This window comes from Actinomyces glycerinitolerans, from assembly GCF_900098745.1.
Taxonomy (GTDB): Bacteria; Actinomycetota; Actinomycetes; order Actinomycetales; family Actinomycetaceae; genus Actinomyces; species Actinomyces glycerinitolerans.
This window is the reverse complement of record NZ_FQTT01000009.1, coordinates 283,221-309,116: the sequence shown is the minus strand read 5'-3', so window position 1 is coordinate 309,116 and position 25,896 is coordinate 283,221. Positions and strand designations below refer to the sequence as shown.

General features: G+C 69.0%; 26 protein-coding genes. 11 read left to right on the top strand and 15 right to left on the bottom strand.

Annotated features, from left to right (window positions below; all coding sequences use genetic code 11):
* Positions 1-63 precede the first annotated feature (63 nt).
* The 6 genes from ACGLYG10_RS16960 to ACGLYG10_RS05485 all read left to right on the top strand — a co-directional run bounded on the left by ACGLYG10_RS16960 (position 64) and on the right by ACGLYG10_RS05485 (position 5,975).
* A complete protein-coding gene (locus tag ACGLYG10_RS16960) occupies positions 64-315 on the top strand; it encodes a transposase-like zinc-binding domain-containing protein (RefSeq protein WP_432416223.1) in 252 nt (83 codons plus the stop codon).
* A 1,359-nt stretch (positions 316-1,674) separates the two neighbouring features.
* On the top strand, positions 1,675-2,079 hold the full coding sequence (locus tag ACGLYG10_RS05505) for a hypothetical protein (RefSeq protein ID WP_073328771.1): 405 nt from the start codon (positions 1,675-1,677) through the stop codon (positions 2,077-2,079).
* A 171-nt stretch (positions 2,080-2,250) separates the two neighbouring features.
* A complete protein-coding gene (locus ACGLYG10_RS05500) occupies positions 2,251-2,835 on the top strand; it encodes a hypothetical protein (protein WP_073328769.1) in 585 nt (194 codons plus the stop codon).
* Positions 2,836-3,423: 588 nt separating this feature from the next.
* Positions 3,424-4,164 carry a sensor histidine kinase gene (locus ACGLYG10_RS15580; RefSeq protein WP_083565579.1) on the top strand — a complete coding sequence of 247 codons (741 nt, stop codon included), beginning with the start codon at positions 3,424-3,426 and terminating at the stop codon, positions 4,162-4,164.
* Positions 4,157-4,825, top strand: coding sequence for a response regulator (locus tag ACGLYG10_RS05490; RefSeq protein ID WP_073328766.1), 669 nt, complete (start codon positions 4,157-4,159; stop codon positions 4,823-4,825). The genes ACGLYG10_RS15580 and ACGLYG10_RS05490 overlap by 8 nt, the downstream gene beginning before the upstream one ends.
* A 34-nt stretch (positions 4,826-4,859) precedes the next feature.
* Positions 4,860-5,975, top strand: coding sequence for a 1,4-dihydroxy-2-naphthoyl-CoA synthase (locus ACGLYG10_RS05485; RefSeq protein ID WP_073328762.1), 1,116 nt, complete (start codon positions 4,860-4,862; stop codon positions 5,973-5,975).
* On the opposite strand, the gene ACGLYG10_RS05480 is transcribed toward ACGLYG10_RS05485, so the two are convergent.
* Positions 5,966-6,511, bottom strand: coding sequence for a hypothetical protein (locus ACGLYG10_RS05480; RefSeq protein ID WP_073328759.1), 546 nt, complete (start codon positions 6,509-6,511; stop codon positions 5,966-5,968). The genes ACGLYG10_RS05485 and ACGLYG10_RS05480 overlap by 10 nt on opposite strands.
* 181 nt (positions 6,512-6,692) lie before the next feature.
* Here ACGLYG10_RS05480 and ACGLYG10_RS05475 point away from each other — a divergent pair, with 181 nt between their 5' ends.
* Entirely contained in the window at positions 6,693-7,280 is a 588-nt protein-coding gene (locus ACGLYG10_RS05475) for a YagU family protein (RefSeq protein WP_073328757.1), read from the top strand.
* Between the two features lie 73 nt (positions 7,281-7,353).
* Here the strand turns inward: ACGLYG10_RS05475 and ACGLYG10_RS05470 are convergent, their stop codons facing one another.
* The 4 genes from ACGLYG10_RS05470 to ACGLYG10_RS05455 form a co-directional block, all read right to left on the bottom strand.
* On the bottom strand, positions 7,354-8,268 hold the full coding sequence (locus ACGLYG10_RS05470; protein WP_073328754.1) for an ABC transporter ATP-binding protein: 915 nt from the start codon (positions 8,266-8,268) through the stop codon (positions 7,354-7,356).
* A gap of 3 nt (positions 8,269-8,271) precedes the next feature.
* Positions 8,272-9,348 (bottom strand): ABC transporter permease, encoded by a 1,077-nt coding sequence (locus tag ACGLYG10_RS05465; protein ID WP_073328750.1) that lies wholly within the window; start codon positions 9,346-9,348, stop codon positions 8,272-8,274.
* Entirely contained in the window at positions 9,345-10,523 is a 1,179-nt protein-coding gene (locus ACGLYG10_RS05460) for an ABC transporter substrate-binding protein (RefSeq protein ID WP_073328747.1), read from the bottom strand. Before ACGLYG10_RS05460 ends, ACGLYG10_RS05465 begins: the two co-directional genes overlap by 4 nt.
* Before the next feature lie 412 nt (positions 10,524-10,935).
* Positions 10,936-11,931, bottom strand: a complete 996-nt coding sequence (locus ACGLYG10_RS05455; RefSeq protein ID WP_083565578.1) for a 1,4-dihydroxy-2-naphthoate polyprenyltransferase — start codon at positions 11,929-11,931, stop codon at positions 10,936-10,938.
* Positions 11,932-12,165: 234 nt separating this feature from the next.
* On the opposite strand from ACGLYG10_RS05455, the gene ACGLYG10_RS05450 reads away from it, so the two are divergent.
* The 4 genes from ACGLYG10_RS05450 (at position 12,166) to ACGLYG10_RS05435 (ending at position 14,476) form a co-directional block, all read left to right on the top strand.
* Positions 12,166-12,627: a MerR family transcriptional regulator gene (locus ACGLYG10_RS05450; protein WP_073328743.1), complete on the top strand. Its 462-nt coding sequence runs from the start codon at positions 12,166-12,168 to the stop codon at positions 12,625-12,627.
* Positions 12,624-13,070 (top strand): carboxymuconolactone decarboxylase family protein, encoded by a 447-nt coding sequence (locus ACGLYG10_RS05445; RefSeq protein ID WP_073328740.1) that lies wholly within the window; start codon positions 12,624-12,626, stop codon positions 13,068-13,070. Before ACGLYG10_RS05450 ends, ACGLYG10_RS05445 begins: the two co-directional genes overlap by 4 nt.
* A 163-nt stretch (positions 13,071-13,233) precedes the next feature.
* Positions 13,234-13,779, top strand: a complete 546-nt coding sequence (locus ACGLYG10_RS05440) for a zinc ribbon domain-containing protein (RefSeq protein ID WP_073328738.1) — start codon at positions 13,234-13,236, stop codon at positions 13,777-13,779.
* A gap of 139 nt (positions 13,780-13,918) precedes the next feature.
* The gene (locus tag ACGLYG10_RS05435) at positions 13,919-14,476 is read left to right on the top strand and encodes a mycothiol transferase (RefSeq protein ID WP_073328735.1); all 558 of its coding nucleotides are present in this window, start codon (positions 13,919-13,921) and stop codon (positions 14,474-14,476) included.
* Between the two features lie 70 nt (positions 14,477-14,546).
* On the opposite strand, the gene ACGLYG10_RS05430 is transcribed toward ACGLYG10_RS05435, so the two are convergent.
* From ACGLYG10_RS05430 to ACGLYG10_RS05385, 10 genes are all read right to left on the bottom strand, one after another.
* On the bottom strand, positions 14,547-15,734 hold the full coding sequence (locus tag ACGLYG10_RS05430) for an N-acetylglucosamine-6-phosphate deacetylase (protein ID WP_073329291.1): 1,188 nt from the start codon (positions 15,732-15,734) through the stop codon (positions 14,547-14,549).
* A gap of 219 nt (positions 15,735-15,953) precedes the next feature.
* Positions 15,954-17,189, bottom strand: a complete 1,236-nt coding sequence (locus ACGLYG10_RS05425; protein ID WP_073328733.1) for a DNA glycosylase AlkZ-like family protein — start codon at positions 17,187-17,189, stop codon at positions 15,954-15,956.
* Positions 17,190-17,293: 104 nt separating this feature from the next.
* Complete coding sequence (gene nucS, locus ACGLYG10_RS05420; protein ID WP_073328730.1) at positions 17,294-17,989, bottom strand: endonuclease NucS; 696 nt, start codon at positions 17,987-17,989, stop codon at positions 17,294-17,296.
* Between the two features lie 130 nt (positions 17,990-18,119).
* Positions 18,120-18,965, bottom strand: coding sequence for an SDR family oxidoreductase (locus tag ACGLYG10_RS05415; protein ID WP_073328728.1), 846 nt, complete (start codon positions 18,963-18,965; stop codon positions 18,120-18,122).
* A 68-nt stretch (positions 18,966-19,033) separates the two neighbouring features.
* Positions 19,034-19,786 (bottom strand): TetR/AcrR family transcriptional regulator, encoded by a 753-nt coding sequence (locus ACGLYG10_RS05410; protein ID WP_073328725.1) that lies wholly within the window; start codon positions 19,784-19,786, stop codon positions 19,034-19,036.
* 108 nt (positions 19,787-19,894) lie between these two features.
* Positions 19,895-22,423, bottom strand: a complete 2,529-nt coding sequence (locus ACGLYG10_RS05405; RefSeq protein WP_073328723.1) for a PEP/pyruvate-binding domain-containing protein — start codon at positions 22,421-22,423, stop codon at positions 19,895-19,897.
* A gap of 246 nt (positions 22,424-22,669) precedes the next feature.
* Entirely contained in the window at positions 22,670-23,077 is a 408-nt protein-coding gene (locus tag ACGLYG10_RS05400; protein WP_170866463.1) for a DUF2550 domain-containing protein, read from the bottom strand.
* Between the two features lie 2 nt (positions 23,078-23,079).
* On the bottom strand, positions 23,080-23,427 hold the full coding sequence (locus tag ACGLYG10_RS05395; protein ID WP_073328717.1) for a F0F1 ATP synthase subunit delta/epsilon: 348 nt from the start codon (positions 23,425-23,427) through the stop codon (positions 23,080-23,082).
* A 1-nt stretch (position 23,428) separates the two neighbouring features.
* A complete protein-coding gene (atpD, locus tag ACGLYG10_RS05390) occupies positions 23,429-24,880 on the bottom strand; it encodes a F0F1 ATP synthase subunit beta (RefSeq protein WP_073328715.1) in 1,452 nt (483 codons plus the stop codon).
* A gap of 70 nt (positions 24,881-24,950) precedes the next feature.
* On the bottom strand, positions 24,951-25,895 hold the full coding sequence (locus ACGLYG10_RS05385; protein ID WP_073328712.1) for a F0F1 ATP synthase subunit gamma: 945 nt from the start codon (positions 25,893-25,895) through the stop codon (positions 24,951-24,953).
* Between the last annotated feature and the right edge of the window lies 1 nt (position 25,896).

Below are 25,896 nucleotides of genomic sequence, written 5' to 3'. Positions count from 1 at the left end.
AAGTCGGGGTGATTATGGCCTGGGAGGTTAACCCGGGGCGGTGGTTGACTTTCGGGGGTAGATGTGCGGGCCGTGAGAACACGGTCCCCACGAGCAAGGCTCTGCCCGATCTGTCAGACCCCTATGAAGAAGCCCGGCCGCACCGCCGCAGGCACCCAACGGTGGAAGTGCACCACCCCGGTTGGACCGCCCACGCCCCGTTGGACCGCCCACGCCCCGTTGGACCGCTGTAACCGGCGGCTACGGCGGTCCAACCGGGGAACAGCGGTCCAACCGGGGAACAGCGGTCCAACCGGGGAACAGCGGTCCAACTAACAGGCGCAAAAACCACACACCGCCACCCAACCGCGCATCGCCACCCAAGCACTTACACAACAGGACCTAGTGAGCCCGGGGGGCGCCCGAACCACACACACGTTCGCGCCGACAACCCCGAAGAAGGCCTCTGGAAACGCAAAGGCTGGGCCGGACGAACCAGCTAGAACACCCCGACACGCCGGTCTAAAGCAACACGTTCGCGCCTATAACCCTCATTTTCGGGCTGGCGAGGTCGTTTTGGCCGGTCATAGGACATTGTCGGGCTGGCGGGGATGTCCTCGGGTCGGCGTCGGGGTGAGCGGTTCGTGTGTTTGGGTGGGGGTTCGTCAGGTAGCTCCAACGACTCGCCACTTCCGGCGCCGTGCGTCTGCCCCACGAACCGTTGCAAGAGGTGGCGAACCGTCGACCGCGGCGCGTGGTGCGCCACTGGGGCGCGCGTCCACCACCACCACCTGGTCAGCCGCCGCTCCTGGCCCGCCACGTCTCCGAGCGCGAGGAGCCTGTATGCCCGACGGCGAACCGCTTCTTCGTAGGGGGTGTGGAGGTTGGTGGTGCGAGCATCCGGGGTGGGGCGGCGTCGCGGGCGTAGAGCCAGTGGAATCAAGGCCAGGGCCCGATCATTGGGTACGCCCCTTCGGCCTTTGCTGCGCCTTTTCGGCGTCTGCTACGCCAGTTAGACCTCCGCTGAAGGGCCCAGAACCCTTCAGCAGACACCTAACCGGCGTAGTAAACCCCGAACCGGCGTAGTAGACGACGTCAGCGCCAAGCACGCAGGCGAACCGATCCCGGCTCCATCCACACCCACAAACACGAAGAACCCCATAAGACCTTGCAAGTATGGCACGCGCCCCCGGACGATATTCAACTCGCCCTCCGAAGCCGGTACGGCCCGGCCAGCGCGGCGAGCCGTGCACGGCGCTCCGCTCGAGCGTGCGCCGACGGACACTGGAACAGGCAGCTGAACAACCTGACGAAGGTCAACTGTTCGGGCACACCCGCGCGGCATAAAATGGGGTGGAGGAGGCGTCGGTACAGGTGCCGCCCCGACCGGAGCATCGAGGCAGACCCACGCGCACGCCCGAAGGATCAACGAGGAGCCGGAAATGAAAACCACCTACCGCGCTTCAGGGAGAACGATAACGATACTGGTTGGGAGCTTTTGCCTCGTATTAATGCTCTCAGTCATCGCGCTCGCCATTCTCGATGGCGCCAGCCTACGCGCGGTCACACTGACACCAACGCCGTGGATAACCGCGGTCTTGGGCACATTCATTCAGTGGCTGCGACTTCGAGAAGGCAGTAACTAGACCGACCTTCTGAACCGATGCTTCTCGCCTAGTTCCGAAGGAGTCCCGCATGAAAAGGTCGCTGCAGGAATTACGCGGGTACGCCGTGCTCGCGGTGATGGTTGTCATGGTCACGGCGCCGATGTACCTCGCCCTGGCAGCAGTCGCTCTTCTACCCGTCGGCAGTCTCAAGTACGGTGGTCTCACGCTGGTTTGGCTGCCGCCGCTTCTGATGCTGACCTGGCTGGCAGTGGCGATCCTCTGGGGCGACTTCGTTTCCAAGTCACACGTGGGCCAGTTCCTCGGCGAGGCGCTGGAACTCGTCGTGCAGGTATCTGCCATGGCGCTGATCGGCGTCCTGCTGGTGGAGCCCCTGCCCGCGATCCTGGTATTCGGCACGACGGCGCTGGTCTCCTTCCTACTGCTCTACTGGCTGTACGGGAAGATCCCCGCACCAGAGGGAGACGACCGATAGCACCCCGGTCGGCCGCAGTGACACCATGCGGAACATCCGGCTCGTGCAGTGGCCTCGCACGACAACCCTGACAAAGATCAGTCTATGATTCGGCTCATACTTTCCCTACACTCACTCTGATAGGTATCGGCCGATCGCAGATCGACGGACGAAATCCAATCAGGAGAACCCATGGCGACCACAACACAGGAATCCGGCTCCCGCTGGCGCCCGGCGATCCCGCTGTGGGCACTGGCTTCCGGGAGGGCCTTCATGGCTCTGCTTGATGGACTCGGTCTTGGCATCGTCACAGGGATCTTGTCGGCACTAACTCGGACGGGCATGACCATCGACCGCGTGGTCGCGTTCGCGATCGTGGCCGCAGTCATACGGGAGGTTCTCGATGCGACGGCTTCGCGGCTGATCATGCGTGCCAAGCGCTCTCAGGACCCCGAAGGGGCGATCCTGGCTGTCATATCGCTCATCTGCCCAGCCCTAGCAGGCTTCGCGGCTGCTAAGCTGTTGGCGTCCACCTCAATACTCACCCTCACCCTGGTGACCTGGATCTTCTACATGGTCATCATCATCACGCTTGAGAAGCCCTGGGACACTACCCTCAACCACGAGGAAATGATGAGGCGCACCCGTCAAGTGCGGCTGATGACACGCGAACACTTCGCCGAGGAGATTCAGGACGGACGTTTGAGTTTCCAGGAAGTCGACGATGAAGGCTACTACATTGACGAAGATGGCAACCGGATCGAAGAAGACGACTGAGCCAAGTAGAAACAGAGTTATATTCACCTGCCTTGCATTGATAGCAGCCCTCGTGGTTGCACCAGTGAGCACTGGCCCAGAAAACCGGACTCCACCTCCCTGGTGCACGCTTTTACCGTCATCCTGGTTGTGTCAACGACAATGACTCGAGCATTTCACCCACTGGCACCGACACAGGTCAGACCCCTATCCCTAGCTTTGGTCTCAGCCATCATACTGGCGTTAGACTTGCATACGCTTATCACATCACGTGACCCTATCTCCGCGTGGTGGGAGGTACTCCAGGTTGCCACTTTCATCGTCTACATAGGGAACGAGCGTATTGGCGTACTAGTATTCACGGCCACTCTCGCCACAGCGCTTTTACTCCCTGACGCATACCTCGTTTGGACACCACTTCTCGCCTACGTGGTGATAATTGACCTCATTGCGCGGCGACGAGTACTTGTCGCCGTCGCGGTCTTCCTCACCGTCCACATCGCCCAACTCCCCTGGGCAGATACACCCGCAGACGTTCTTATCCCAATGGCTCTCTGGGCCGTCATCTGCGCCGGTGTGGGGCTGTTACTTCAATGGGTAGGAGGCCGCATGCATACGCTGGAGCGGGAGGCCAAGGCGTCTCGCGAGGCGGCCGATGCGCTCAACCGCCAACTGCGCCGTGACATCGCCGACACACTGCACGACGACCTCGCCGCGGACCTGACTCATCTCCTGATCCTGACCCGCCAGCTGCGGGAGGCGGTCCCGGAGCACGAGTCCGAAGCAGCCGCCGTCGAGGCGAACGCGCGGAAGTCCCTCGGTCACCTGCGCGGGCTCATCGACAACCTCGCGACATCCCCGCATTCCCAGGCCGAAGAACCCGCCATCCCCGAACTCATCGACACCAGCAGGAAGGCGCTAGCCCAACGCTCCCTATCCCTGGACACGGACCTCGACGACGTTGAACGTCTTCTCCCGCGGTACGGTCCGCAGGCGGTTCGATTGCTCGCAGCACTCATTCGGGAGTGCACCGTCAATGCCCTGAAGTACAGTGACGACGGCGATCTGCTCTCGCTGGTCGTCGAGCCGACCGAAGAACACCTGGCGATCACCTTCACCGCGCCCTGGCGTGACCGCGAGGTCCCCACCGAGCTACACGGCGGACACGGCCTGTCCACCCTGGCGAGCCGCTTCGAGAAGGCCGGCGGCGGGCTCGTCGCCAGTAGGGTAGGTGACTCCTGGACTGTCCTGGCAACCATCCCGATCGCCCCGGCACCTGATCGCCCAGGAACTACCCACTCCACCGAACTACCGGAACTAACGGAACGCACTGGAGCGTCCCATGTCTGAGGTAACCCCACCGCTGCGGATCCTGATCGTGGACGACGATCCGCTCATCCGCACCGTATTCGCCGAGCAGATCGATGCGCAGCCGCCCGTCGCCGTCGTCGCCACCGCCGCGGATGGAATGACCGCGCTGGACCTGCTCAGCCGCGGCAATCTGGAGATCGACGTGGCCCTCGTCGACATCGACATGCCCGGGCTGAGCGGCCCCCACACCGCGCGCGCCATCATTCAGAACCATCCCGGCATCGCCGTCGTCATGTTCACCGTATTTCGGCGGGAGGACTCCCTCAGAGATGCCCTAGCCGAGGGAGTCAGCGGGTTCATCACCAAGGACGAGCCACCGGAGGCGGTCGCCTATGCCCTGGTTCGTGCCGCCCGGGGCGAGCCCGTCATGTCCACCCGCCCCACCGAGCTGCTCGTAGAGGCCTACCGGGTGCAGCAGGACCGGAGCGATGCCGTGCGGCAGGCGCAGGCCGCCGTCGAGAAGCTGCCGCCGCACCTCCAAGAGGTCCACGCCTGCCTGCTGAAGGGGTTGACCAACAAACGGATTGCGACTCGCCTGAACCTCTCACAGAACACGGTCCGCCTCTACGTGTCCGATGTGCTCCACGAGCTCGGCTACAACTCACGCACCGAACTCATGGCCGCCTACATCACCGGCTGACCAAGACGCCGTCTCCTCCCCTTACCCTGTGCGCATGAGCCAGTCGTCAACTGCCGAGCCGTCGCCCCACCCGCTGCCGCAGCGGGTCTCGGAGATCTTCGATCCTCTCCGCTGGCGCGACGTCGCCGGCTTCGCCAACCGCGGCGACGGCCCGGGCGCACTCACCGACGTCACCTACCACCGCGGCTGCGAGCGCGACGCCAACGGCGCGTGGGTGCGCGACCTGCCGGTGGTGCGGGTGGCCCTGGATCGTCCCGAGCTGCGCAACGCCTTCCGCCCCCACACCGTCGACGAGCTGTACCGGGTGCTCGACCACGCACGCATGAGCGGCGACGTCGGCGCCGTCATCCTCACCGGCAACGGTCCCTCCCCCAAGGACGGCGGCTGGGGCTTCTGCTCCGGCGGCGACCAGCGGGTGCGCGGACGGGACGGCTACCTGTATGAAAAGAGCGACGACGCCGGGGCCACCTCCACTGCCTGGGCGGACGCCGGGACGTCACGCCCCGACGCCGTAGACGAGGCCGCCGCGGCCGCGCCCACCGACGACCACGACGCCGCCGTCGCCGCCCAGCGCGAGCGCCTGGACGCCGCCCGGGCCGGGCGATTGCACATCCTGGAGGTGCAGCGACTCATCCGCACCATGCCGAAGGTCGTCATCGCGGCCGTATCCGGCTGGGCGGCCGGCGGCGGACACTCCCTGAACGTGGTCTGCGACCTCTCGCTCGCCTCCGCCGAGCACGCCCGCTTCAAGCAGACCGACGCCGATGTGGGCTCCTTCGACGCCGGCTACGGCTCCGCCCTGCTCGCCCGGCAGGTCGGGGACAAGCGGGCCCGCGAGATCTTCTTCCTGGCCCGCACCTACGACGCCGCCACGGCCGAGCGCTGGGGCGTGGTCAACGAGGCCGTCCCCCACGCCGAGCTGGAGGAGCGGGCCCTGGAGTACGCGCGCATCGTGGCCGGCAAGTCGCCGCAGGCCATCCGCATGCTCAAGTACGCCTTCAACCTGGCCGATGACGGCCTGGCCGGCCAGCAGGTATTTGCCGGGGAGGCCACCCGCCTGGCCTATATGACCGACGAGGCCGCCGAGGGCCGCGATGCCTTCCTTGAGCGCCGCGAGCCGGACTGGTCGCCGTTCCCCTACTACTTCTGAGCGTCTGCGCCTTGCTCCGCAGCCACCTGGCGGCGTCTCTTGGCCGCGTCCGCACGCGCCCACTCACAGGCCGCCCATACCTGGTCCAGTCGGTCCTCCACCGCCTGACGTGCGACGGCGGGGTTGTCGTACTGCTTCATGTTCTCCAGTCCGCGCATGCGCACACGCCCAGACGAGGTGTAGTAAACGGCACGATGGTGAGGGCGTCTGGCCAGACGCCGCTCCTCGACAACTAGCAGTTCCTCGCGCCGCCGCGGCCAGGGCAGGTAGTCCCTGGCGACGTGCATGCCGCGTTCAGTCACCTGCACGGTCCGGGGCGACAACAAAAAACGGTGGGCGCCGTACCAGGCGGCTCCAAGCGCCGCGAAGTAGCACAACAGTACGAAGGCCCCCGTAGCCGCCTGGTCCACAATGACAAAGAGCGCGGAGAACATCACTGCCAGCCGCAGACCACACACCAGAACGACCGCCAGGATGGCACTGACAACACCCAGCGCCGTTCCGCCGTGTTCATCGTCCCTTTGGTAGTAGATCACAGCCTTACCCTATGCGCTTGCTGGAGTTGTGTTGACGAGTTCGACGCCCGCCTTCGCCGCCGGGTCGCTTGGACACCGACGCTACGCCGTGAAATCGTTGGTCGACCCCGATGAGCGCGCGCCGCGAGCGCCTGCTCATCATCGCCGCGGCGACCCCGCCGCAATACCCGGAGGTTCCCACATGCCCGCCTGGATCACCCGCCTGCTCGGCTCGACCGAGCCGTCCCGCCGCCGCGTCGGCGTGTCCACCCTCGTCGGCCTCATCGGCGGCGCCTTCTCCGCCCTGGTCAAGTTCGGCTGGGAGGTGCCCTTCCCGCCGCGCACACCCGGCATCCGCTCGGACACGAACCCGCCGCAGGCCATGCTGGAGTGGTTCGGCATGTCCCCGGAGACCTCGCACCTGACGGTGACGTTCTCCAACAACGAGCTGCCGATCATGTCCTTCATCGTGCACTTCAGCTTCGCGATCGTCTTCGGCCTGATCTACTGCATCGCCGCCGAATACTTCCCGCGGATCAAGCTGTGGCAGGGCGCCGTCTTCGGCGTCTTCGTGTACGTGGGCGCGCACGTTATCGTCATGCCGCTGCTGGGCTGGGCGCCCAACCCCTTCCCCTGGATCGACGGCGCCCAGACCTGGTCGGAGCACTTCTCGGAGTTCTTCGGCCACATCGTGTGGATGTGGTCCATTGAAATCGTGCGCCGCGACCTGCGCAACCGTATCACCCACGAGCCCGACGCGGAGGTCGCCCTGGAGGCCGCCACCCGCTGAGCCCCTTCGCTTCCCGACGACGGCGCCCGCCCCAACTCTCCTGCCGGGGCGGGCGTCGTCTGTGCTACCCCGGTCAGCGGCCCAGGAGCGTCAGAATGTGGCGCCGCAACCGCTGGAACTCGGGGGCGGCCTCGTCACGCCCCAGCCCCTCGGGCACGCGAATGTCCTCCACCACGTGCGCGGGCCGCTCGGAGAGCACGATGACGCGGTTGGACAGGCGCAGTGCCTCCTCCACGTCGTGGGTGACCAGCACCGCGGTGAAGCCCTGCGAGGCCCACAGGGAGGCGATCTCGTCCTGCAGGGTCAGGCGGGTGAGCGCGTCGAGCTTGCCGAAAGGCTCATCCAGCAGGAATAGGCGCGGCCGGTTGACCAGGGCCCGGGCCAGGGCCGCGCGCTGCGCCATGCCGCCGGACAGGGTGGTCGGGTAGGCGTCGGCGAAGTCGCGCAGCCCCACCACCTGCAGCGCCGCCTCGACCCGCCGCGGCTCCAGGCGTCCGCGTGCCTGCGGCCCCAGGGCGACGTTCTCGCGCACCGTGCGCCAGGGCAGGAGCGTGGCGTCCTGGAAGGCCAGGGCCCGCTCGGGGGCGGTGCCGGTCACGGCCTCGCCGTCGACGACGACGCTGCCCTGGCTGGGAGTCTCCAGCCCCGACAGCAGCCGCAGGATCGTGGACTTGCCGCAGCCGGACTGGCCCACCAGGGAGACGAACTCGCCCGGGGCGATGTCCAGGTCAATGCCGTCCAGCACCGGCAACTGGTCCGGTTTGGCGGACTCGGCCTCATACCGGGCCCGGGCGGCGGGGGAAACCAGTCGCATGAGGGCCGGCACCCAGCCGTGGTCGACGTCGTGCCGCAGCGGGTAGTGGTGGCTGATGCCGGCCAGGCGCACCCGCGCTCCGCGCGACGCGGCGCCGGTGGTGGAGGTGGCCGCTGCGTCCGCCTGCGCCGGCGCAGAAGTCGTAGAAGCGGTTGAGGGCGTCGAAGCAGTCATCGTTTACCACCTCACCAGGTCCTGCTGCCAGGCCAGCAGCGAGGAGCGCAGTTTGAACAGCAGAATCATCAACGCGCGGCAGAAGATGATGAGCACCGCCAGGCCCACGTACATGCGCGGGTAGTCGGCCCACCCCTTGACCCAGTTGATGTACCAGGCGAGTCCCTGGTCGACGCCCACCAGCTCCGCGGTCATCAGCGCCGCCAGGCTCGTGCCCAGGCCCGTGAACAGTCCGGTGAGCATGTCCGGCAGGGCCGCCGGGATGGCGATGCGGCGCACCAGGAAGGACTCGCTGGCACCCAGCGTGCGGGCCACGTCTATGTAGGAGCGGGGCACCGCCCGCACGCCGGCGCGGGTCATGGTCGCCATGGGGAACCAGGCCCCGAAGGCGACGATGAAGGCGGCCGAGGCGTACGTCGTCGGCAGGATGAGCACCGCCAGCGGCAGCAGCGAGGCCGCGGGCACCGGCCCAATCGTCTGCAGCAGCGGGTGCAGCCAGTAGTCGGCCCGCCGCGACCAGCCCATGAGCAGGCCCGTGATGAAGCCCAGTACAGACCCGACGGCATAGCCGGTCAGGAACAGCAGCGCGGAGGACCCCAGGCACCTCGCCAGCAGCGTCCAGTCACCGCGGAAGGCCTCGATGAGCACCTCCGGGGCGACGAAGTAGGGCGGGTCCAGCAGCCCGGACTTGACCGTGGTCAGCTGCCAGACGATGAACCACGCCCCGAAGAACACGATCCAGGGCAGCCGGTGGGCCAGTGCCCCCGCGGCGGGTGTGCCCGGGCGCGCCAGGGCCACCGCCGTCCACAGGCCCAGCGCCACGATCCAGGCGCCGACCCCGGCGAGCAGCGGCGTCGTGCTGGCCGTGCGCGCGTCGGCGGCGTCGGGCACCGCCACGACGACGGCGGCATACAGGATCCAGACGGCAAGCGCCGCTCCGGCGAGACGGGTCAGGCGGGCACGTCGGCCCGCGGTCGCAGAGGGGCGGTCGGGCGGCGTCGCAGCAGTGCCGGCCGGGGCCAAGTCGTCGGCGGGAACGGGCTGCCCCGCCGCGACGCTCGTCCGGGGTGCGGCGCTCACCGGCTGATCCCCAGGTCCGCGTAGACGGTGTCGGCGAGCTCGGCGGCGGAGATGCTGGAGTCGATGTAGCCGGTGAGCTTGAAGTCCTCGATGCCCGGCTCGATGGCCTCGCGGAAGGCGGTGGCCGAGGCCTCCCAGCCGTAGGTCTCCAGCACCTGCTCCACCAGGGACTGGTCAGCGGCCACGTAGTTGTTGTCGACCTCGATCTTGGCGATCTCCTTGCGGTTGGCCTCGGAGGCGGCCAGGTAGTCCGAGCCCTTCAGCCACGCCTCGGTCAGTGCCTTGGCGTCGTCGGTCCGGTTGGCGACGAAGTCGCCGTTCAGGGCCACCGAGCAGCAGAAGGGCTCGGACTCGTTGGACTCGACCACGTGGGCGGTGCCGTTGAATACAGGCAGCAGCGGGGCCGGGTCGGAGCCCATGATGGCGTCGACGTCACCGTTGGTCAGGCGTGTGCCCAGGGAGTCCTCGTCGATGGTGGTCCAGGTGATGTCGCCGTGCTCGGGGTCCACGTCGATGCCGGCCTTGGCCAGGCCGATCGAGAAGTAGGCGAAGGCCGAGGAGGACAGTGAGGGAACGCCGATGGTGGCGCCCCTCAGGTCCGCGTAGGAGGAGATCGGGGAGTCGTTGTTGACCACGAGTTCCAGGCAGCCGGAGTGGAAGCCCGCGGTCAGCTTGGCGTTGATGCCGTTGTAGATGGGCTCCAGCCAGGAGAAGAAGATGCCGGGGGCGCCGATGTACTTCCCGGCGCTGAGGGCGTCCTTGGTGTCCTCGGTTCGCTGGGTGCGGGCGAGGGTGACGTTCAGGCCGGCGTCGTCGAAGTAGCCCTGGTGGTAGGCGGCGTACAGCGGGGCGGCGCAGATGTCGCCGCCGATGACCAGCGGCAGCTCCTCGGCGGCGCCGACGACGCCGGAGTTGGTGCGCCGCAGCGTGAGCCATGCGGCGCCGCCGGCCACGGCCGCGGCGGCGAGTCCGCCGACGGTGAGCAAGCGCCGCCGGGTAAGGCGCGAGGTTTTGGAGGACTCCGCAGCGTCGGTGTCGTCTGCGGCGAGGATGTCGGCGGCGTTCTCGGCGGTGACGTCGCCGGCCTGGGGATCAGGGGTGCCGCCGGCCTGGGGTTCGGGGGTCGAGTCGGGCGTGTGCTCGGGGCTGTTGACGGGGTTGGAGGGAGTGGACATGGGGGTTCTCCTCAAGGCGCATCGACGTGATCGTTGCGCGGCTGCGGACGGAAATGGCGTTGTCCGAAAGGGAGGATCGCTGTCAGGCACAGGCGGACGGCGGCAGCAATGGCTCGTCCCAAGGTTTCCGCGGCGCTCGATCCAGGTCGGGTTTGCGCCCCGGCGGGGCCTCCGAATGATGCAGAAGTCGCGCGGAGTTGAGTTGGGGTTGAGTCGGGCTAGCGGCGGGCGTCGCGCCTCACGGACAGGGTCAGCGTGCCTGACAGCACCGACACATGCACACCTGACACATGACCGCGAGCGCCTGGGCGCTGCCAGCGGTCCGGGTCATCAGGTGAGTGTCAGCCATGTCCCGGACGCTAGCCCTCGCGATCCGAGCCGTGCAAACTGTCGGGCCGAACTCCGGCGGATCTCACACCAGCGCGACCAGGACGACGGCCAGGACGACGCCGTAGGCCAGCTCGTACAGACCGGCGTCGCGCAGCGCGGGGATCAGCGCCCGGCCGGTGGCCCCGGCCAGCACCGGCCGCAGCGTGCGCACGGCAGCAGCGGTGAGCACCACGAGCAGCACCGCGACGAGGGCGAGCAGCCTCCACACCGAGCCCGGCTCCGCGGCCCCCGCAGTCAGGTCGGCGCGCGCCCAGACCGGCACGAGGACGGCCATCACCACCGGGGTACACACCATGACGACGAAGGCCCGCCGCGCGCCGCGCTCCCCCAGGCGCACCGCCAGTGTGCGCTTGCCGTGCTGCGGATCGGTGTCGATGTCCCGCAGATTGTTGACCATCAGCAGGGAGCAGGCGATCAGGCCGATCCCGCTCGCGGCCAGCCACACCCACCCGGGCACGCTCACGGCCTGCACGTACACGGTGCCGCCGGTGGCCATGAGCCCGAAGAAGATGAATACGAAGACCTCGCCGAGTCCCATGTAGCCGTATGGGTGGGAGCCGCCGGTGTAGAACCAGGCGGCCGCGACCGCGGCGGCGCCGGCTGCCACCAACCACCACTGGCCGGAGAGCGCCACGAGGGCCAGTCCGAACAACGCGCCGATGCCGAAACACCCGAAGGCCGCGTACTTCACGCGGCGCGGAGCGACCTGGCCGGAGGCGGTGAGCCGGGGCGGACCGGTACGGTCGTCATCGGTGCCGCGCACGCCATCGGAGTAGTCGTTGGCCAGGTTGGAGCCGATCTGCAGCGCCAGGGCCACGCCCGCGGCCAGCAGGGTGCGCACCAGCGAGAAACCGCCCAGGGCCGCGGCGGCGCCGGCGCCGAGAATGACCGGGGCGACGGCAGCGGGCAGTGTGCGCAGGCGCACGACCTCCATCCAACTGGTGGCGGCCGGGCCCGTGGGGCTCTGACCGCCGCGCCGTGTGGATCGGTTGCCTTCCGATGCCTGCCGCTCGCTCATGGTTTCCTTTCTCCGGTACGGGCAGAGCCTACTCGCAGAGCAAGGTGTCACAATCTGCACCACTTTCCCACGCGGACCGCTCGCGCCACACTAGGAAAACCCCGTAATCACGCGGGTCAAGCGGTGACCTGCACCTACAGGGACGGGGAAAGTGGTGCATTTCGTGTCACCGCGTCGGCCGATCCGAGGCACCGCCTTGTCTTAGAGCGCACTCGAAGTCCTAGCGTTCGAAGTATGGATGCGGAAGCCCTAGCACAAGCCCTGCGTCTTGCGGTCGACCCACCCGGCGGAGTCGGTATCGAAGCGCTGCAAGGCCTGGTCCGCGATGATCAAGCGGCGGACTGGGATATCGGTACGACCGCCCGGCACCTGCAGCTCAGCCCGCACACGCTCCGCTACTACGAGCGTGTTGGACTGGTCACCGTCACGCGCGACTCGGTCGGTCACCGGCGTTACACCCCGGCGACTATTCGTCGCTTAGTTTTTCTCGCTCGCATGCGGGCCTCGGGCCTGTCGATTGCCGATCTCCAGCGATACATCAAGCTGGTCGACGCGGGCCCCGAGACGATTCCCGCCCGCGTCGCTCTGCTCACCGGGCACCGCGACGCGCTGCGCCACCGAATCGCTCAACTGCAACTCGCGCTAGCGGCCACCGAATTCAAACTCGCCACCTACTCGGAAGGACCTCAGCCATGAACTCTACCCAGCACGACATCTCATCCACCGAGAACCTAGCTCGGCGGCAGCATGGTCAAGACGTCTTGTACCGGATCGATGGAGACCAAGGCGGAGCCGTCATCGACTCGCTCGCCGACATCAACCCGGCGATGGGCCACCACATTGCCGCATTCGCCTTCGGAGACGTCTACGACCGGCCGGGCTTGGATGCGCGTAGCCGGCAGCTGGTAACCCTCGGGGTGCTGACGGCTCTGGGCGGCTGCGAGCCCCAGCTCAAAGTACACGTCGGCGCCGCCCTAAACGTCGGGATCACCCGCGAAGAGATCGCCGAAGTGATGCTGCACGCCGCCGTCTACTGCGGCTTCCCGAAAGCTCTCAACGCCACCTTCGCCGCCCGGGAGGTCTATACGTCTCTTGATCAGCCGCAGGATCCAACGGTCAATGCGGCAGATCGTCGCTGACGCTGCGTCCACCGGCACGAGTGGTCAGTATCCGGCACCGCCGCATCGATCTCGCCCTAGGATGCGGACCTCTGAGAGACTCGCATTACCTCCCGTTCCCGATTCGTGATTTTGTGGGCGGTCGGTTAGGGTGGGGCGTCCTTCCCCAAACGGAGGTCCTCGCATGACCAACAGCCCGAAACCCGACCAGCAGTCCCCGTACACGAACAACGGCGGACGGCCGCGCAGCTATGACGTGCCGACCTGGCGCAAGGTCGCCTACTACGGCGGGGCCGTGCTCCAGGGCGTGGGACTGGTCATGTTCTTCAGCGTCTTCTTTATCGGCTTCAGCGCCTTCTCCGGGATCGGTACTTCGGACACGGGCCAGGACATCGGCCGCATGTTCCGGTCCTTCCCCGTCTCACTCGTCGGTTTCATCCTGATCGGGATCGGCCAGTGGATCCGACGCGTCGGCAAGGAGGGACTGGCCGGCTCCGGCGTCGTGCTGTCGCCCCAGGGAGAGGCCCGCGACGCCGAACCGTGGAAGCGGTCGGAAGGCGCCCAGGATCAGATGCGGCTAGAGGAGGTTCCTACCCTGCAGACCGCACTCGGCGGCTCTTCTAAGCCGGCGGGCGCCCCGGCCGAGGTGGTCCGGCTGCGCTGCCGCTCCTGCGGATACCTGGAGACCGAGGACGCCACCTTCTGCTCCCAGTGCGGCCAACCGATCTGAGATCGCTCGGGGTCGGCCCGCAACTCTGCCCGCAAGCACACCGTCCGGTCCGGCCGCGCCCGCTACGAGTCAGAGCCCGGCCTGATTCCGTGGCACCGAGTCACTGGCCATAATCCCGGCCCGCCCCTACGGTGGGGGCATGAGCGAGCACACCGACTCCCCCACGAACGCCAATCCCTATCTCGGCCTGCTGGAGGCCTCACTGGATCGCTCCCGCGAGCGCTTCGACCGCGCCCTGAACGGGGTCACCGTGGAACAGGCGAACACTCAACCCACCCCGGAGCTCGCTCCGCGCATCGACTCCCTCAGCTGGCTGGCCTGGCACACCGCCCGCGAGATCGACATGCAGATCTCCGCCCTGGCGGGCACCGAAATGCTGTGGACCGCCGCCGGCTTCAAGGAGCGGTTCGCTCTGCCGCTGCCGGACGACACCGAGGACTGGCGCCACACACCGGCTCAGGCCGCGCTCGTGCGCGTGGCCGACCTGACGGTGCTGACCGACTACCTCGACGCCGCCTACGCCCTGGCGCGCCACTACCTGCGTTCTCTGTCGCCGCAGGCGCTTGAAGAGGTCATTGACCGGGCCTGGACGCCGCCGGTCACTCGCGGGGTGCGGCTGGCCTCGATCATCGACGACGCCGCCCAGCACTCCGGGCAGGCCGTCTACACCCACAGGCTCCTGGGCCTGCCCGGCTGACCAGTTCCCGCGGCCCCGATGGGGGCGGCCCGAACCGGCACTAGCCACGCGCCGCCCGGTCCCACCCGGGTCAGTCCACGACCTCACCGCGGCGGATCACGGTCACCGGGCGCAGGTCCGCGTCGGTGACCACGACGTCGGCCCATAGGCCGGGTTCCAGTGCGCCGATGGAGTCGTCACCGACGATCTCGGCGCCCTGGCAGGAGGCGGCGAAGACCGCGTCGACCAGGTCGACCCCGCCGCGCCAAGTGGTGCGCACGACGTCGAGCAGGTGCGCCGTGCTGCCGGCCAGCGCCCCGCCCTCGGTCAGGCGGGCCACCCCGCCGGAAACCGTGACGGCCTGGGAGCCGAGCACGTAGTCGCCGTCGGGCACGCCGGCGGCGGCGAGCGCGTCGGTGATCAGCACGACGTTCTCCCGCCCCAGCGTCTCGAACATGTCGCGCACGATGGCGGGGTCCAGGTGGACGCCGTCACCGATCAGCTCCACGATGCACTCCCCGCCCGCGGCGGCGGCGAGGAACTCCGGCACGGGACCGGGCTTGCGGTGGTGCATGGGGCGCATGCCGTTGAACAGGTGCGTGGCGGTGGCGCGGGCAGAGCGGACCGGCTGTCCGGCCTCAGCGCGCGCGGCGATGCGGGCGGAGGCATCGGCCAGGGCGGCGCGCACCGGGGCGGCCTCAGCATCGGTGTGACCGAAGGAGGGCAACGCACCGCCGTCGATCAGCGCGGCGACCACGCCGTCGTCGCCGGTGATGTGCGGCTTCTCGGGGGCGATCGTCATGGTGGCCACGTGTCCGCGGCCGAGTGCGATCAGCTCGCGGGTGAGGGCGGCATCGGGGTCCGTGATGTAGGTGGGGTCCTGGGCGCCGCAGCGCTCGACGGACACGAATGGTCCCTCGAAGTGGATCCCGGCGAGCTCCCCGGCGTCGCACAGGTCGGCAAGTACTCGCGTGCGCGCCTTGAGCACCTCCGGGGCGGCGGTGACGCAGGAGGCGACCAGGCTGGTGGTGCCGTGCCGGCGGTGCTCGCGGACGGCGGTCATGGCCTGGGCAGGGGTTTCCGCATTGGGGAAGGACTCGCCGCCGCCGCCGTGGCAGTGCACGTCCACCAGGCCGGGCAGCAGGTAGCCGCCCGCCGGTGCGCTGCGGGCGGTGGCGAGCAGGTCCGCCCAGCCCGCCCGCGCGGCCTCCGTGGCCGGCCCCACCCAGGCGATGTGGCGTTCGGCGAGGACGACGATGCCGTCGTCGATGATCTGCATCGGGGTGACGACCCGGCCGCGCAGCGCCGAGGGGGCAACCGGTGCCGCGGCGGAGCCCGCGGAGGCCGAGGTGGAGCACGGATTGGAGGAGGCCGACGCGGAGTCGGCGGGCATGGCGGCGTTGCTCATGCCCGCGAGTCTATCGCATGAACCACGCAGACATCAGACGTCTGCTGTCTCGCGGGGTTGGTGCGGATGAGACGGCCACATCCGGGCCACTCAGTGGCTCAGACGCCGCTCCACACGCCGCACCGCCCGGTCCACCGCGGCCTCCAGCCGGGCCGAGCGGCGGGCACCGTCGGCCCACAGCAGCCCCTCCCCCACGGGCCGCACGGCCACCACCCGTCCGCGGTCCACCAGCAGCGGGCGGAACATGCCGTTGCTCGCCGGGCAGATCAGCCGCTCCCCGGCGGCGTCGGTCAGGCACAACCGGTCCTTGTAGCCCACATGCAGCTCATCGAAGGAGGGCAGGAACAGCGTGCGGGCGACGGCGCGCCGATTCGCCTCCAGCAGCTCCGGCAGGTCGGCGCGCAGGTAGAGCACGTCGCGCCCAGGCGTCACCCCGGCACCCGCTTCGAGCAGCCGTACGCTCCCCCGCAGACCGCCCTCGGCCCGAGCCCGCACCAGCGGCACACGGGCCGTAGCCGGGTCCACCGGGTAGGCGGCGGCGTTCGTGATCTCGACGGCGTCCTCCAGGGCTCGGGCAGCCTCGGCCTGCGGCAGGGTGGTCCAGCGGGCGAGGTCGGCGGCGCTCACCGGCCCGTGGCTGGTGGCGTAGCGGCGGGCGATCTCCGCCAAGGCGGCGCGGTGTCCGGCGGCGCCGTGGGCGGCTCCCCCGCTGCCGCCGGGGCCGGTGTCTGCGCCGGGCAGGTCACGGGCGTCCATGATCAGGTGCTCGTTGCCGCGCCGGGGCCCCTGTACCAGCAGCCCCTCACGCTGCAACCGCACCAGCAGGTGTCGCCGCCGCCAGGAACCGCTGGCGGCCGGGTCGGAATCGAGCAGGCCGGCATCCTGCCAGGCCCTGATCAGCCGGGCGCGGGCCACCGGCCCCTCCCGGCCGATGAGCCCCAACGCGGCATCGGCGGCGCGCCCCAGGACGGCGTCGTCAATCCCCAGGCGCGCCTCGGTCTGTCGCGTCCAGGCGTCCGAACGGTGCATGAGTGCCTCGCGCAGCCAGTGGTGGTCGGCGGCGGTGGTGATGTGGATCGTGCCGCGCATCGGCCAGGAGCGCACCAGGTGCCCGGAGGCGAAGGCGGCGTCGACTGCCGAGCCCGTGGCGCCGTCGGCCCGCAGAATCAGCGCGTGCGGTACGGCGGAGGGCTGCTGCCCCTGCACGGCGAGTTGACGGCGCACCGCCTCGACGACGTCGGGGGCGGTGGTGGCGGGGACGAGCCCCTGGGCGAGGATGCGCAGGTAGGACATCTCGCGCGGGGCTGCGGAGCGGGCGGCGGGCATGGACAGATGCTAAACGCCCGGCGAGGGTGCGGCACGACGGGGAGGGAACGGCGCACGCGCCGTGACTCGGGCCCGGTCCCGCGCCGCCGGGCTACGCCGACCCGTCAGAACAGCCGGGAGGAGGGATCGTCCAGGCCGCGCATGGCGTCGTAGTCCAGCACCACGCAGCGGATACCGCGGTCCTCGGCCAGCACGCGCGCCTGCGGCTTGATCTGCTGGGCGGCGAACACCCCGCGCACCGGGGTCAGCAACGGGTCGCGGTCGAGCATGTCCAGGTAGCGGGTCAGCTGCTCGACGCCGTCAATGCCGCCCACGCGCTTGACCTCCACGGCGACGGCGGCGCCGGCCCCGTCACGCACGAGCAGGTCGACCGGGCCGATGGGGGTGGGGTACTCGCGGCGCACCAGGCGGAAGCCGGGGCCGAGCAACTCCACCTGCTCTGCGAGCAGCTCCTGCAGGTGGGCCTCGACCCCGTCCTTGGTCAGCCCGGGGTCGACGCCGAGCTCCACACTGGTATCTGAGACGATCTCGAACAGGCGGATGACCAGGCGGTCGTCGGTCTTGGCGGCGGTCACCTCCCAGCGAGCGGTGACGCCGGCCTCGGCGTCCTCCTCGTCCGGGGCGACCTCCGCCAGGCGGGCGGGCGGACTCATCCAGTTCAGTGGCTTGTAGGAGCCGCCGTCGGAGTGAACCAGCACCGAGCCGTCGGCCTTGACCATGATCAGGCGGGTGGCCCGGGGCAGGTGGGCGTCCAGACGGCCGGAGTAGTCCACGGAGCAGGAAGCGATGACGACGCGCACCCCGGCAGCCTACCCGCTTCCCCCTCACCGAGGTCGACTGCACTTACCCGCCAAGGTCGACTGCACTTACCCGCCGAGGTCGGTTGACGTCACGTACCGAGCTCGGTAGGTATGACGCGGCTCACCCCACTCAGTTCGCCCCGCCCGCGGACAGCGGCCCGTAGTACCAGGAGGCGGTGACGCCGCCGTCGGCCAGCACGTCCGTGCCGTTGATGTAGCCGGCCTCCGGCCCCATGAGGAAACCGGCCAGCGCGGCGATCTCATCGGGCGTGCCGGCGCGCCCGGCCGGGGAGAGCTCGAGCTGCTTGCGGTAGCCGGCGCCACGCGGCCCCTCGAGCTCGTCGCGCGCCAGCGGCGTGATGACGATGCCGGGACTGATCGCATTGATACGAGCACCGCGCTCCCCCCAGGTGACGGCGTTCGCCCGCACCCGCAGGCCATTGGCCCGCTTGGACATCTGGTAGGCGTGCAGCGTGGAGGTGATGGCGCCGTCGGCGAGCAGCGGCAGGTCTAGCAGCTTGTCGACGGGGGTGGTCGCCAGCAGGGCGTCCTGCTCACGGGTGAGCGCGGGCATGCGGTAGCCGGACTGGCTGGAGATGACGACGCCGGAGCCGGCCGGGGCAATCACCTTGCCGAACTCCTCCAGGGCGACGGCGAAGCCGTACAGGTCCACCCGCAGGATGGTGGGGATGTCGGCCTGCGACGGCGAGACTCCTCCGGCGAGGATCACGCGGCTGACCGGCCCGAGCGAGGCGGCGTGCTCCGCCAGGGCCCGGATGGAGGCGGGGTCGGCCAGGTCCGTCGTCGTCGCCTCGGCGCTGTAACCGGCGTCGAGGAGTTGCTCGCGGACCTTTTGCGCGTTCTCGAGCCGCAGGTCGGCGACGACGATGTGGCCGCCGTTCGTGACGCGCCGGGCGATGGCGGTGCCGATGGCTCCGGCGCCGAGCAGGACGGTAACGGGACGTTTTGTGCTCATGAAAGCGATTGTCCGCCTCGGCGCGCCCTCGAGGCAGGCCGTGTCACAGGGGGTCCGAGGGACCCTCCCTATCCTCGTGTGCGGACCGTCCGCTCGGGCGCCGCTGCGCCGTACGTCATCTCTTCCAGATTGGCCACAGCCTGATCGACCACTTCGAGTACCTCGGGCAGCAGTCGTTCACACTGGGATCTGGTTGGGGCAGTGTCGGGCTCCAGCAGTTGACGGATTGTGCGGGCCAACGCGGCGGCCGGGTCGATCACCGCAGAGTCCGCCCGCTCCGTCACCTTGCCGACGACGAAACCGGTCATCACGGCGTTGAAGACGTAGGCCTGTTCGTGCGCATCGGTATCACTGCGCACAAGTCCCTCCCGGCGCATCAGAGGCAACACACGCACACACAGTTCCATCGGCATGGATCGTTCCAGGAGCTCTCGAGAATCCCGGTGCGCGGCGAGGACTCGACGCAGGTATAAGTCGGAGGCAATGAGTTCAACCACTTCATGGCGCCACGAGTCCAGCAGCAGCACCGCCAGACGGGACGGGCGCAACCGCTCGGGATCGTGCACCACCTCGGCGCGCACGGATCGGATCCACACCACCAGCTCGTGGGCGAGCAGCGCCAGCAGCAACTTCTCCTTGCTGGGCCAGTACAGGTATGCCGTCCCCTTGCCGACGCCGGCCGCTCGGGCGATCTCGGCGACGGTGGTCTTCTGGGGACCGTGCTGACCGACGAGTTCCGCGGCGGCCGTGAGGATCCGCTCGGGGAGGGCAGAAGCGACGGTCGGCACCCCGACGTCGGATGCGTGCCGGGTATTGCGCATGGGGCGATCATATTGCCGCTGGGTGCCTTGACTGTCCGGCCCCCAGGACCGGTCCGGTGAAGTTGAGCCTTCGGGCGCCCGGCGCCGCCCAGCAAGCCCAATTCGCTGTCAGCCAAGGTTGCCGTTGGCACCCTCCGCCGGTGCGGGTTGTGGGATTGATGGTTCGGGCGTCGCCGACATCCGGGTGACGACGCCGACCGAACCGTCCACCTCGATCAGTTCGCCGTCGCTAATCCGCGCGGTGGCGCCGGTGGCACCGAGCACGGTGGGTATGCCGTACTCCCGGGCGATGATCGCGGCGTGTGACAGAGGCCCTCCCGCGTCCGCGACGACGCCGGCGGCCAGGGAGAACAGCGGTGTCCACGACGGGTCGGTGAACGGGCACACCAGCACCTCCCCGGCGTGCAGGCGCCCGAAGTCCCGCGGCTCGAGGATCACCCGCGCGCGCCCGCGTACCCTGCCCGCCGCGGACGGAAACCCGCGCAGTGCCAGTCCTTCTGCGGGTCGGTAGTCGGCCGGCTCAGCCGCGTCTGTTGCGCCGCAACTGCGCAGCCAGGTCTCCCGAGCCCGCGCACGGGCGTTCTTGCGTCGAGTGATCAGGCTTGTCAGCCCCACCTCCGCGGGACGGGTCAACGCCCGACGCACCTCGGCGTCGTAGAGCAGGACCACGTCCTCCGCCTCCTCCAGCACACCGCCGGCCACCAGCCTGCCGGCGATCTCAGCCATGACCCGGCGGGCCTGGAGGAAGAACTCCTCGATCAGGTAGAGGGTCCCCTCCCGTCCGACGTGCAGGGCGCGCTGCCGCGCCACGGATCGGTGCCAGCAGCCACGCAGCGGCGCAGACAACCGAGCCGTCACGTCCTGCATCACGGCGGGCCGGGACGGAGGCTCATTCTCCGTCCGCTCGCGGGCCGAGGCGTTCATTCCGCGCAGTTGCACCGCGATGAGCCCGATCAGGTCCTCGGGACACTCACGCCATGATCTGGCGGAGAACGCCAGGTAGGGCGAGCCGGCTCGCGCACCGTAGTCATCGAGGAACTGGTGCAGTTCGGCGAGAAGTTTGCGTCCCGCAGGCGTGGCGTCGAGCCCGTTCAGGAAAGGTCGCGGCCCGTCCTGAAGCAGCCTCCGCTCCAGTCCGAGTGAACGCATCCGCTCGCCGAGGCGGGAGATTCCCGCGTTAGCCGCAGCGGTCGCATAGGACAGATCCCGGTAGAGGTCCTCCTCCTGCACACCGTCTCCCAGACCCGCCATTGCCGCCAGCCGCATGGTGACCGCCCGGTTCACGGCGAGAGGCACGAGATAGTTGCGGTAGCGGTCGTGCAGGACGTGGGCGGCGGCGTCGACCGCTTGATCCAGAAGTCGCAGGAGCGTTGCCGAATCGGCTTCCGCGCGTCGATCGATGCACCGGGTGAGACGACCAAGGCGTCTGCGGATAGCGGCCTCCTCCTGGGGCCAACACCCGGGATCGTGACGCAGGCTGCGCCCCACGACGGCGGGCAGGCGCGTGAGCCCCCACAGACTCTGCGGCGGCAGGGACGCATGCAGGCGTATGACGCCGTCGGCGTCGCCTTGAAGCAGTGCCTCCGGGGCGGGAGGATTGAAACCGGCGCGGGACAGCAGCGCCCCCACGGCCTCGACGAGCCGATGCGCGGCACTCAAGTCGAGGGGGTAGGGGCAGGGCAGGTGCTCAGCCACGTCCGCCCGGATCAACTCCTCCGCTCGGGCGCGCATGGATCGCGGTCCGGCAGGCGGTGCGGCGGAGCCGGCCCGGCCGGCAAAGGCGGTGACCGGCCTGGCCTGGAGGAGCACGACCTCTCCGTCGCACAGCGCCCACTCGACGTCCTGCGCGCATCCGTAGTACTCCTCCAGGCGCATTCCGATATCGAGCAGGCGGAGCAGCTGATCGTCGTCGAGGCACAGTCGGTTGCGCTCGGCCGAGGGGACCTGTGTGGTGACAACGCCCCGCGGGCCCAGGTCCATCCGAGTCTCCTTGGAGCCCATGGTTCGGCTGAGGGTTCGCGGCGGGCTGGCACTCAGCTTGAAGACATCGGGCACCACGTGACCGGAGACCACGCTCTCCCCGAGCCCGTAGGAGGCGCTCACCACCGCCGCATCCGCTGCCGCGGAGAGCGGGTCGCGGGTGAATAGCACGCCGGAGACTGCGGGATCCACCATCCTTTGGACGACGACGGCGATGGGCGCCGCCTCCGTGATCTCCCGGCGGCGGCGGTACTCGGCGGCCCGCTCGTTGAAGGCGGATGCCCAGCAGGTGCGTACGGCGTCTAGCAGTGCGGCCGCGCCCGACACGCCCAGGACAGTGTCGTGCTGCCCGGCCAGGCTGGTTTCGCGGCCGTCCTCATCGGCGCCCGAGGAGCGCACCGCGACTGCGGGCCGTCCCAGCCGGTCATAGGCGTCAAGCAGGGCGGACTCAAACCCGGGAGGAAGTGGGAGCGGGTGCGTGCCATTCGTCTGCCCATCAACTGCACCCGACCGGCTGGCGGCGAGGAATGCCCTGGTGGTGATGCAGAAGCCGTCGGGGACGGGCAGACCCAGCTGACGACACTGCGCCAGGGAGGCGCCCTTGCCGCCCGTCAGTGAGCGATCGGAGGCTTCGGCGTCGTCGAGCCAGAGAATCATGGCGCCTCCATTCAGCGGCCGGGGCGCGGGGTACGCCGCAACCCATCCTGACTAACTGACCAAAACATGTCAACTGGTCAGTCAAAGGGTGTTGCCGTCCCCGGGCTCGGACCATCAACACCTGTTTGGACCGCGCAAGTCCATTCGGCGCTTCTTTCTGTTTGGACCGCCGTCATGCGCCACTGGGACGGTCCAAACCGACGCAAGCGCTCCAAACAGGGACAAGTCGGGGCTTACCCCCTTGAGCTAGAAGAGGGTGGGCTGGGAGGGGGCCGCCGATTCGATCCAGGCGACCAGCGCGGAATGGGAGTCCTCCACCATGGCCAGCTCGAAGCGCTCACCGCGGTAGCGGCAGGGCACGTCCACGACGTGCCCGCCCTCACCGCGGTGGTGCACCGGGCCCAGCTCGAGGTCTTCGCGCAGCAGCCGCTGACGCGGCCGCAGCGATAACGACACCAGCCGGTGCCACTCCAGGTCGTCGTCGCCGAAGATGGCGATACCGCTGATCCAGTGCCGCCCGCCGGTGGGACGCAGTGCGCACTCGAAGGCGCCGACGCGCCCCGCCAGATGACGCAGCCGCGTGAGGAACAGGCCGGCGAGGATGATCACCACCAGCGCTATCGCACCGACAATCCCCCACACCGGCATGCTCATGATCAGTCCCGTATACCCACGCCGGGGATGACGATGGTCTCGGCGATCACGTCCGTGACCTGGGCGCTGGACTCGGAGGCCCCCGCCCCGGCCACGTCGGCCGCCACGGTGACCACATCGCCGTCGACCGAACAGAATCCGCCGGCCACCGGCACCGCGACCGGCTCGCCGTCGACCGGCGTGATGCGCACGTTGCCGCGTCCGAGCACCGCCAGGATCGGCTGGCGCCCGGGCAGGATGCCGAGTTCGCCGTCGGGCAGCGGGACCGAGACCCGAGTGGCTGCGCCGACCCAGGCCTCGCCCCCGAACCGGGAGACCACCTCCACACTCAGGCTGTGCTCGCCGGGCATGTCAGGCGTCCGCCATTTCGGCCGCGCGGCGCTCGAGGTCGTCGATGCCGCCGATGTTGAAGAAGGCCTGTTCGGGCAGGTGGTCGTACTCGCCCTCGGTGATGCGGCGGAAGGCCTCGATGGTCTCCGCCAGCGGCACCGTGGAGCCGGGCACACCCGTGAACTTCTCCGCCATGTAGGTGTTCTGGGACAGGAACTGCTCGATGCGCCGGGCCCGGCCCACCGTCACCCGGTCCTCCTCGCTGAGCTCGTCCACACCGAGGATGGCGATGATGTCCTGCAGCTCCCGGTTCTTCTGCAGAATCGACTTCACGCGGGTGGCGACGTCGTAGTGCTCCTGCCCCACGTACTGGGGGGCGAGCAGCCGGGAGGTGGAGGCCAGCGGGTCCACCGCCGGGTAGATGCCGCGGGAGGCGATGTCGCGCGACAGCTCCGTGGTGGCGTCCAGGTGGGCGAAGGTGGTGGCCGGGGCGGGGTCGGTGTAGTCGTCGGCGGGCACGTAAATCGCCTGCAGGGAGGTAATGGAGTGGCCGCCGGCGGAGGTGATGCGCTCCTGCAGCTGTCCCATCTCATCGGCCAGGTTCGGCTGGTAGCCCACGGCCGACGGCATGCGGCCCAGCAGGGTGGAGACCTCGGAGCCGGCCTGGGTGAAGCGGAAGATGTTGTCGATGAACAGCAGCACGTCCTGGTGCTGCACGTCGCGGAAGTACTCCGCCATGGTCAGCGCGCTCAGGGCCACGCGCAGACGCGTGCCCGGCGGCTCGTCCATCTGTCCGAACACCAGCGCGGTCTTGTCGAACACGCCGGCCTCGTCCATCTCCCCGATCAGGTCGTTGCCCTCACGGGTGCGCTCGCCGACACCGGCGAACACGGACACGCCACCGTGGTTCTGGGCGACGCGCTGAATCATCTCCTGGATCAGGACCGTCTTGCCGACGCCGGCGCCGCCGAACAGGCCGATCTTGCCGCCCTGCACGTAGGGGGTCAGCAGGTCGATGACCTTGATGCCGGTCTCGAACATCTGCTCCTTGGCCTCGAGCTGCTCGAAGGCCGGCGGCTGGCGGTGGATGGGCCAGCGCTCCTTGATCTCCAGGTGCTCGCCCGGTTCAAGGTTGAGCACCTCGCCGGTGACGTTGAAGACGTGCCCGAGGGTGACGTCCCCGACGGGCACGGAGATGGGGGCGCCGGTGTCGCGCACCTCGGTGCCGCGCACCAGGCCGTCGGTGGGCTTGAGCGAGACGGTGCGCACGATGTTGTCGCCCAGGTGCTGGGCCACCTCGAGGGTGATCTCGTGGGTCTCGTCGCCCTCACCGGTGGAGTTCACGGTCACCTTCAGGGCGTTGTACATCGCGGGGATCGCGTCCGGCGGGAACTCGACGTCGACGACGGCGCCGATGATCCGGGTGACGTGCCCGATGGCGGGGATGGTCCCTTGGGGGGTCGTGTCGGTCATGATGCGTTCTTCCGTGTCCGTTCTGCCAGAAGCTACTGGGTTGGTTGGCTGTGATCGAGTGGGGCGGCCGTTATTGCGAGCCGAGGGCGTCGGCGCCCGAGACGATCTCGGTGATCTCCTGGGTGATGTCGCCCTGACGGGCGGCATTGGCCAGGCGGGTGTAGGTCGCGATGAGGTCCTCGGCGTTCGAGGTGGCCGTGTGCATGGCCTGTTGCCGGCTGGCCAGCTCGGAGGCGGCCGCCTGCAGCAGGGCGTTGCGGATGCGGCTGCGCACGTAGCGGGTGAGCAGGGCGTCCAGCACGGCGTCGGCGCTGGGCGAGAACTCATACAGGGGCTGGGCGCCGGTCCGCTCGGCCCGCACCCGCTCGACGTCGGCGGCCAGGTCCTCGCGGCTGAGTTCGCCGGGCCCGTCGACGTCGACGACGGTCAGCGGCAGCATGCGGCGCACCTCGGGCACCTGGGAGACCATCGACACGAAGCGGGTGAAGACGATGTGCACCTCGGCCACGCCCCCGGCCTCCACGCTGGACAGGAAGTAGTCCAGCATGACGGTGGCCACCTCCTCGATGGAGGCGTCGCTGGGACGGTCGGACTCGCCGGTCCAGGAGAACTCCACGGGCCGGCCGCGGAAGGCGAAGTAGGCGCTCGCGCGGCGCCCGTAGGTGAACAGGACGGGCTCCTTGCCGTCCTCCACCAGCTGCTCGATCAGCCGCTCGGTCTCACGCAGGATGGTGGCGGAGTAGGCGCCGGCCATGCCGCGGTCGGAGGTGAGCACCAGGACGGCCACCCGATTGGTGTCCTCCCGCTCCCGGGTCAGCGGGTGGTCCAAGACGGCGTGGGTGCCGACGGCGGCAACCGCCTGACTCAGGGCGTGGTCGTAGGGGCCGGCCTCCTGGGCGTTGTGGCGTGCGGAACCGATCCGGGAGGAGGCGATCAGCTCCATGGCCCGGAAGACCTTCTGCAGCGTCTCGGTGGACCGGATGCGCTGCTTGTAGATGCGCTGGTTCCCTGCCACG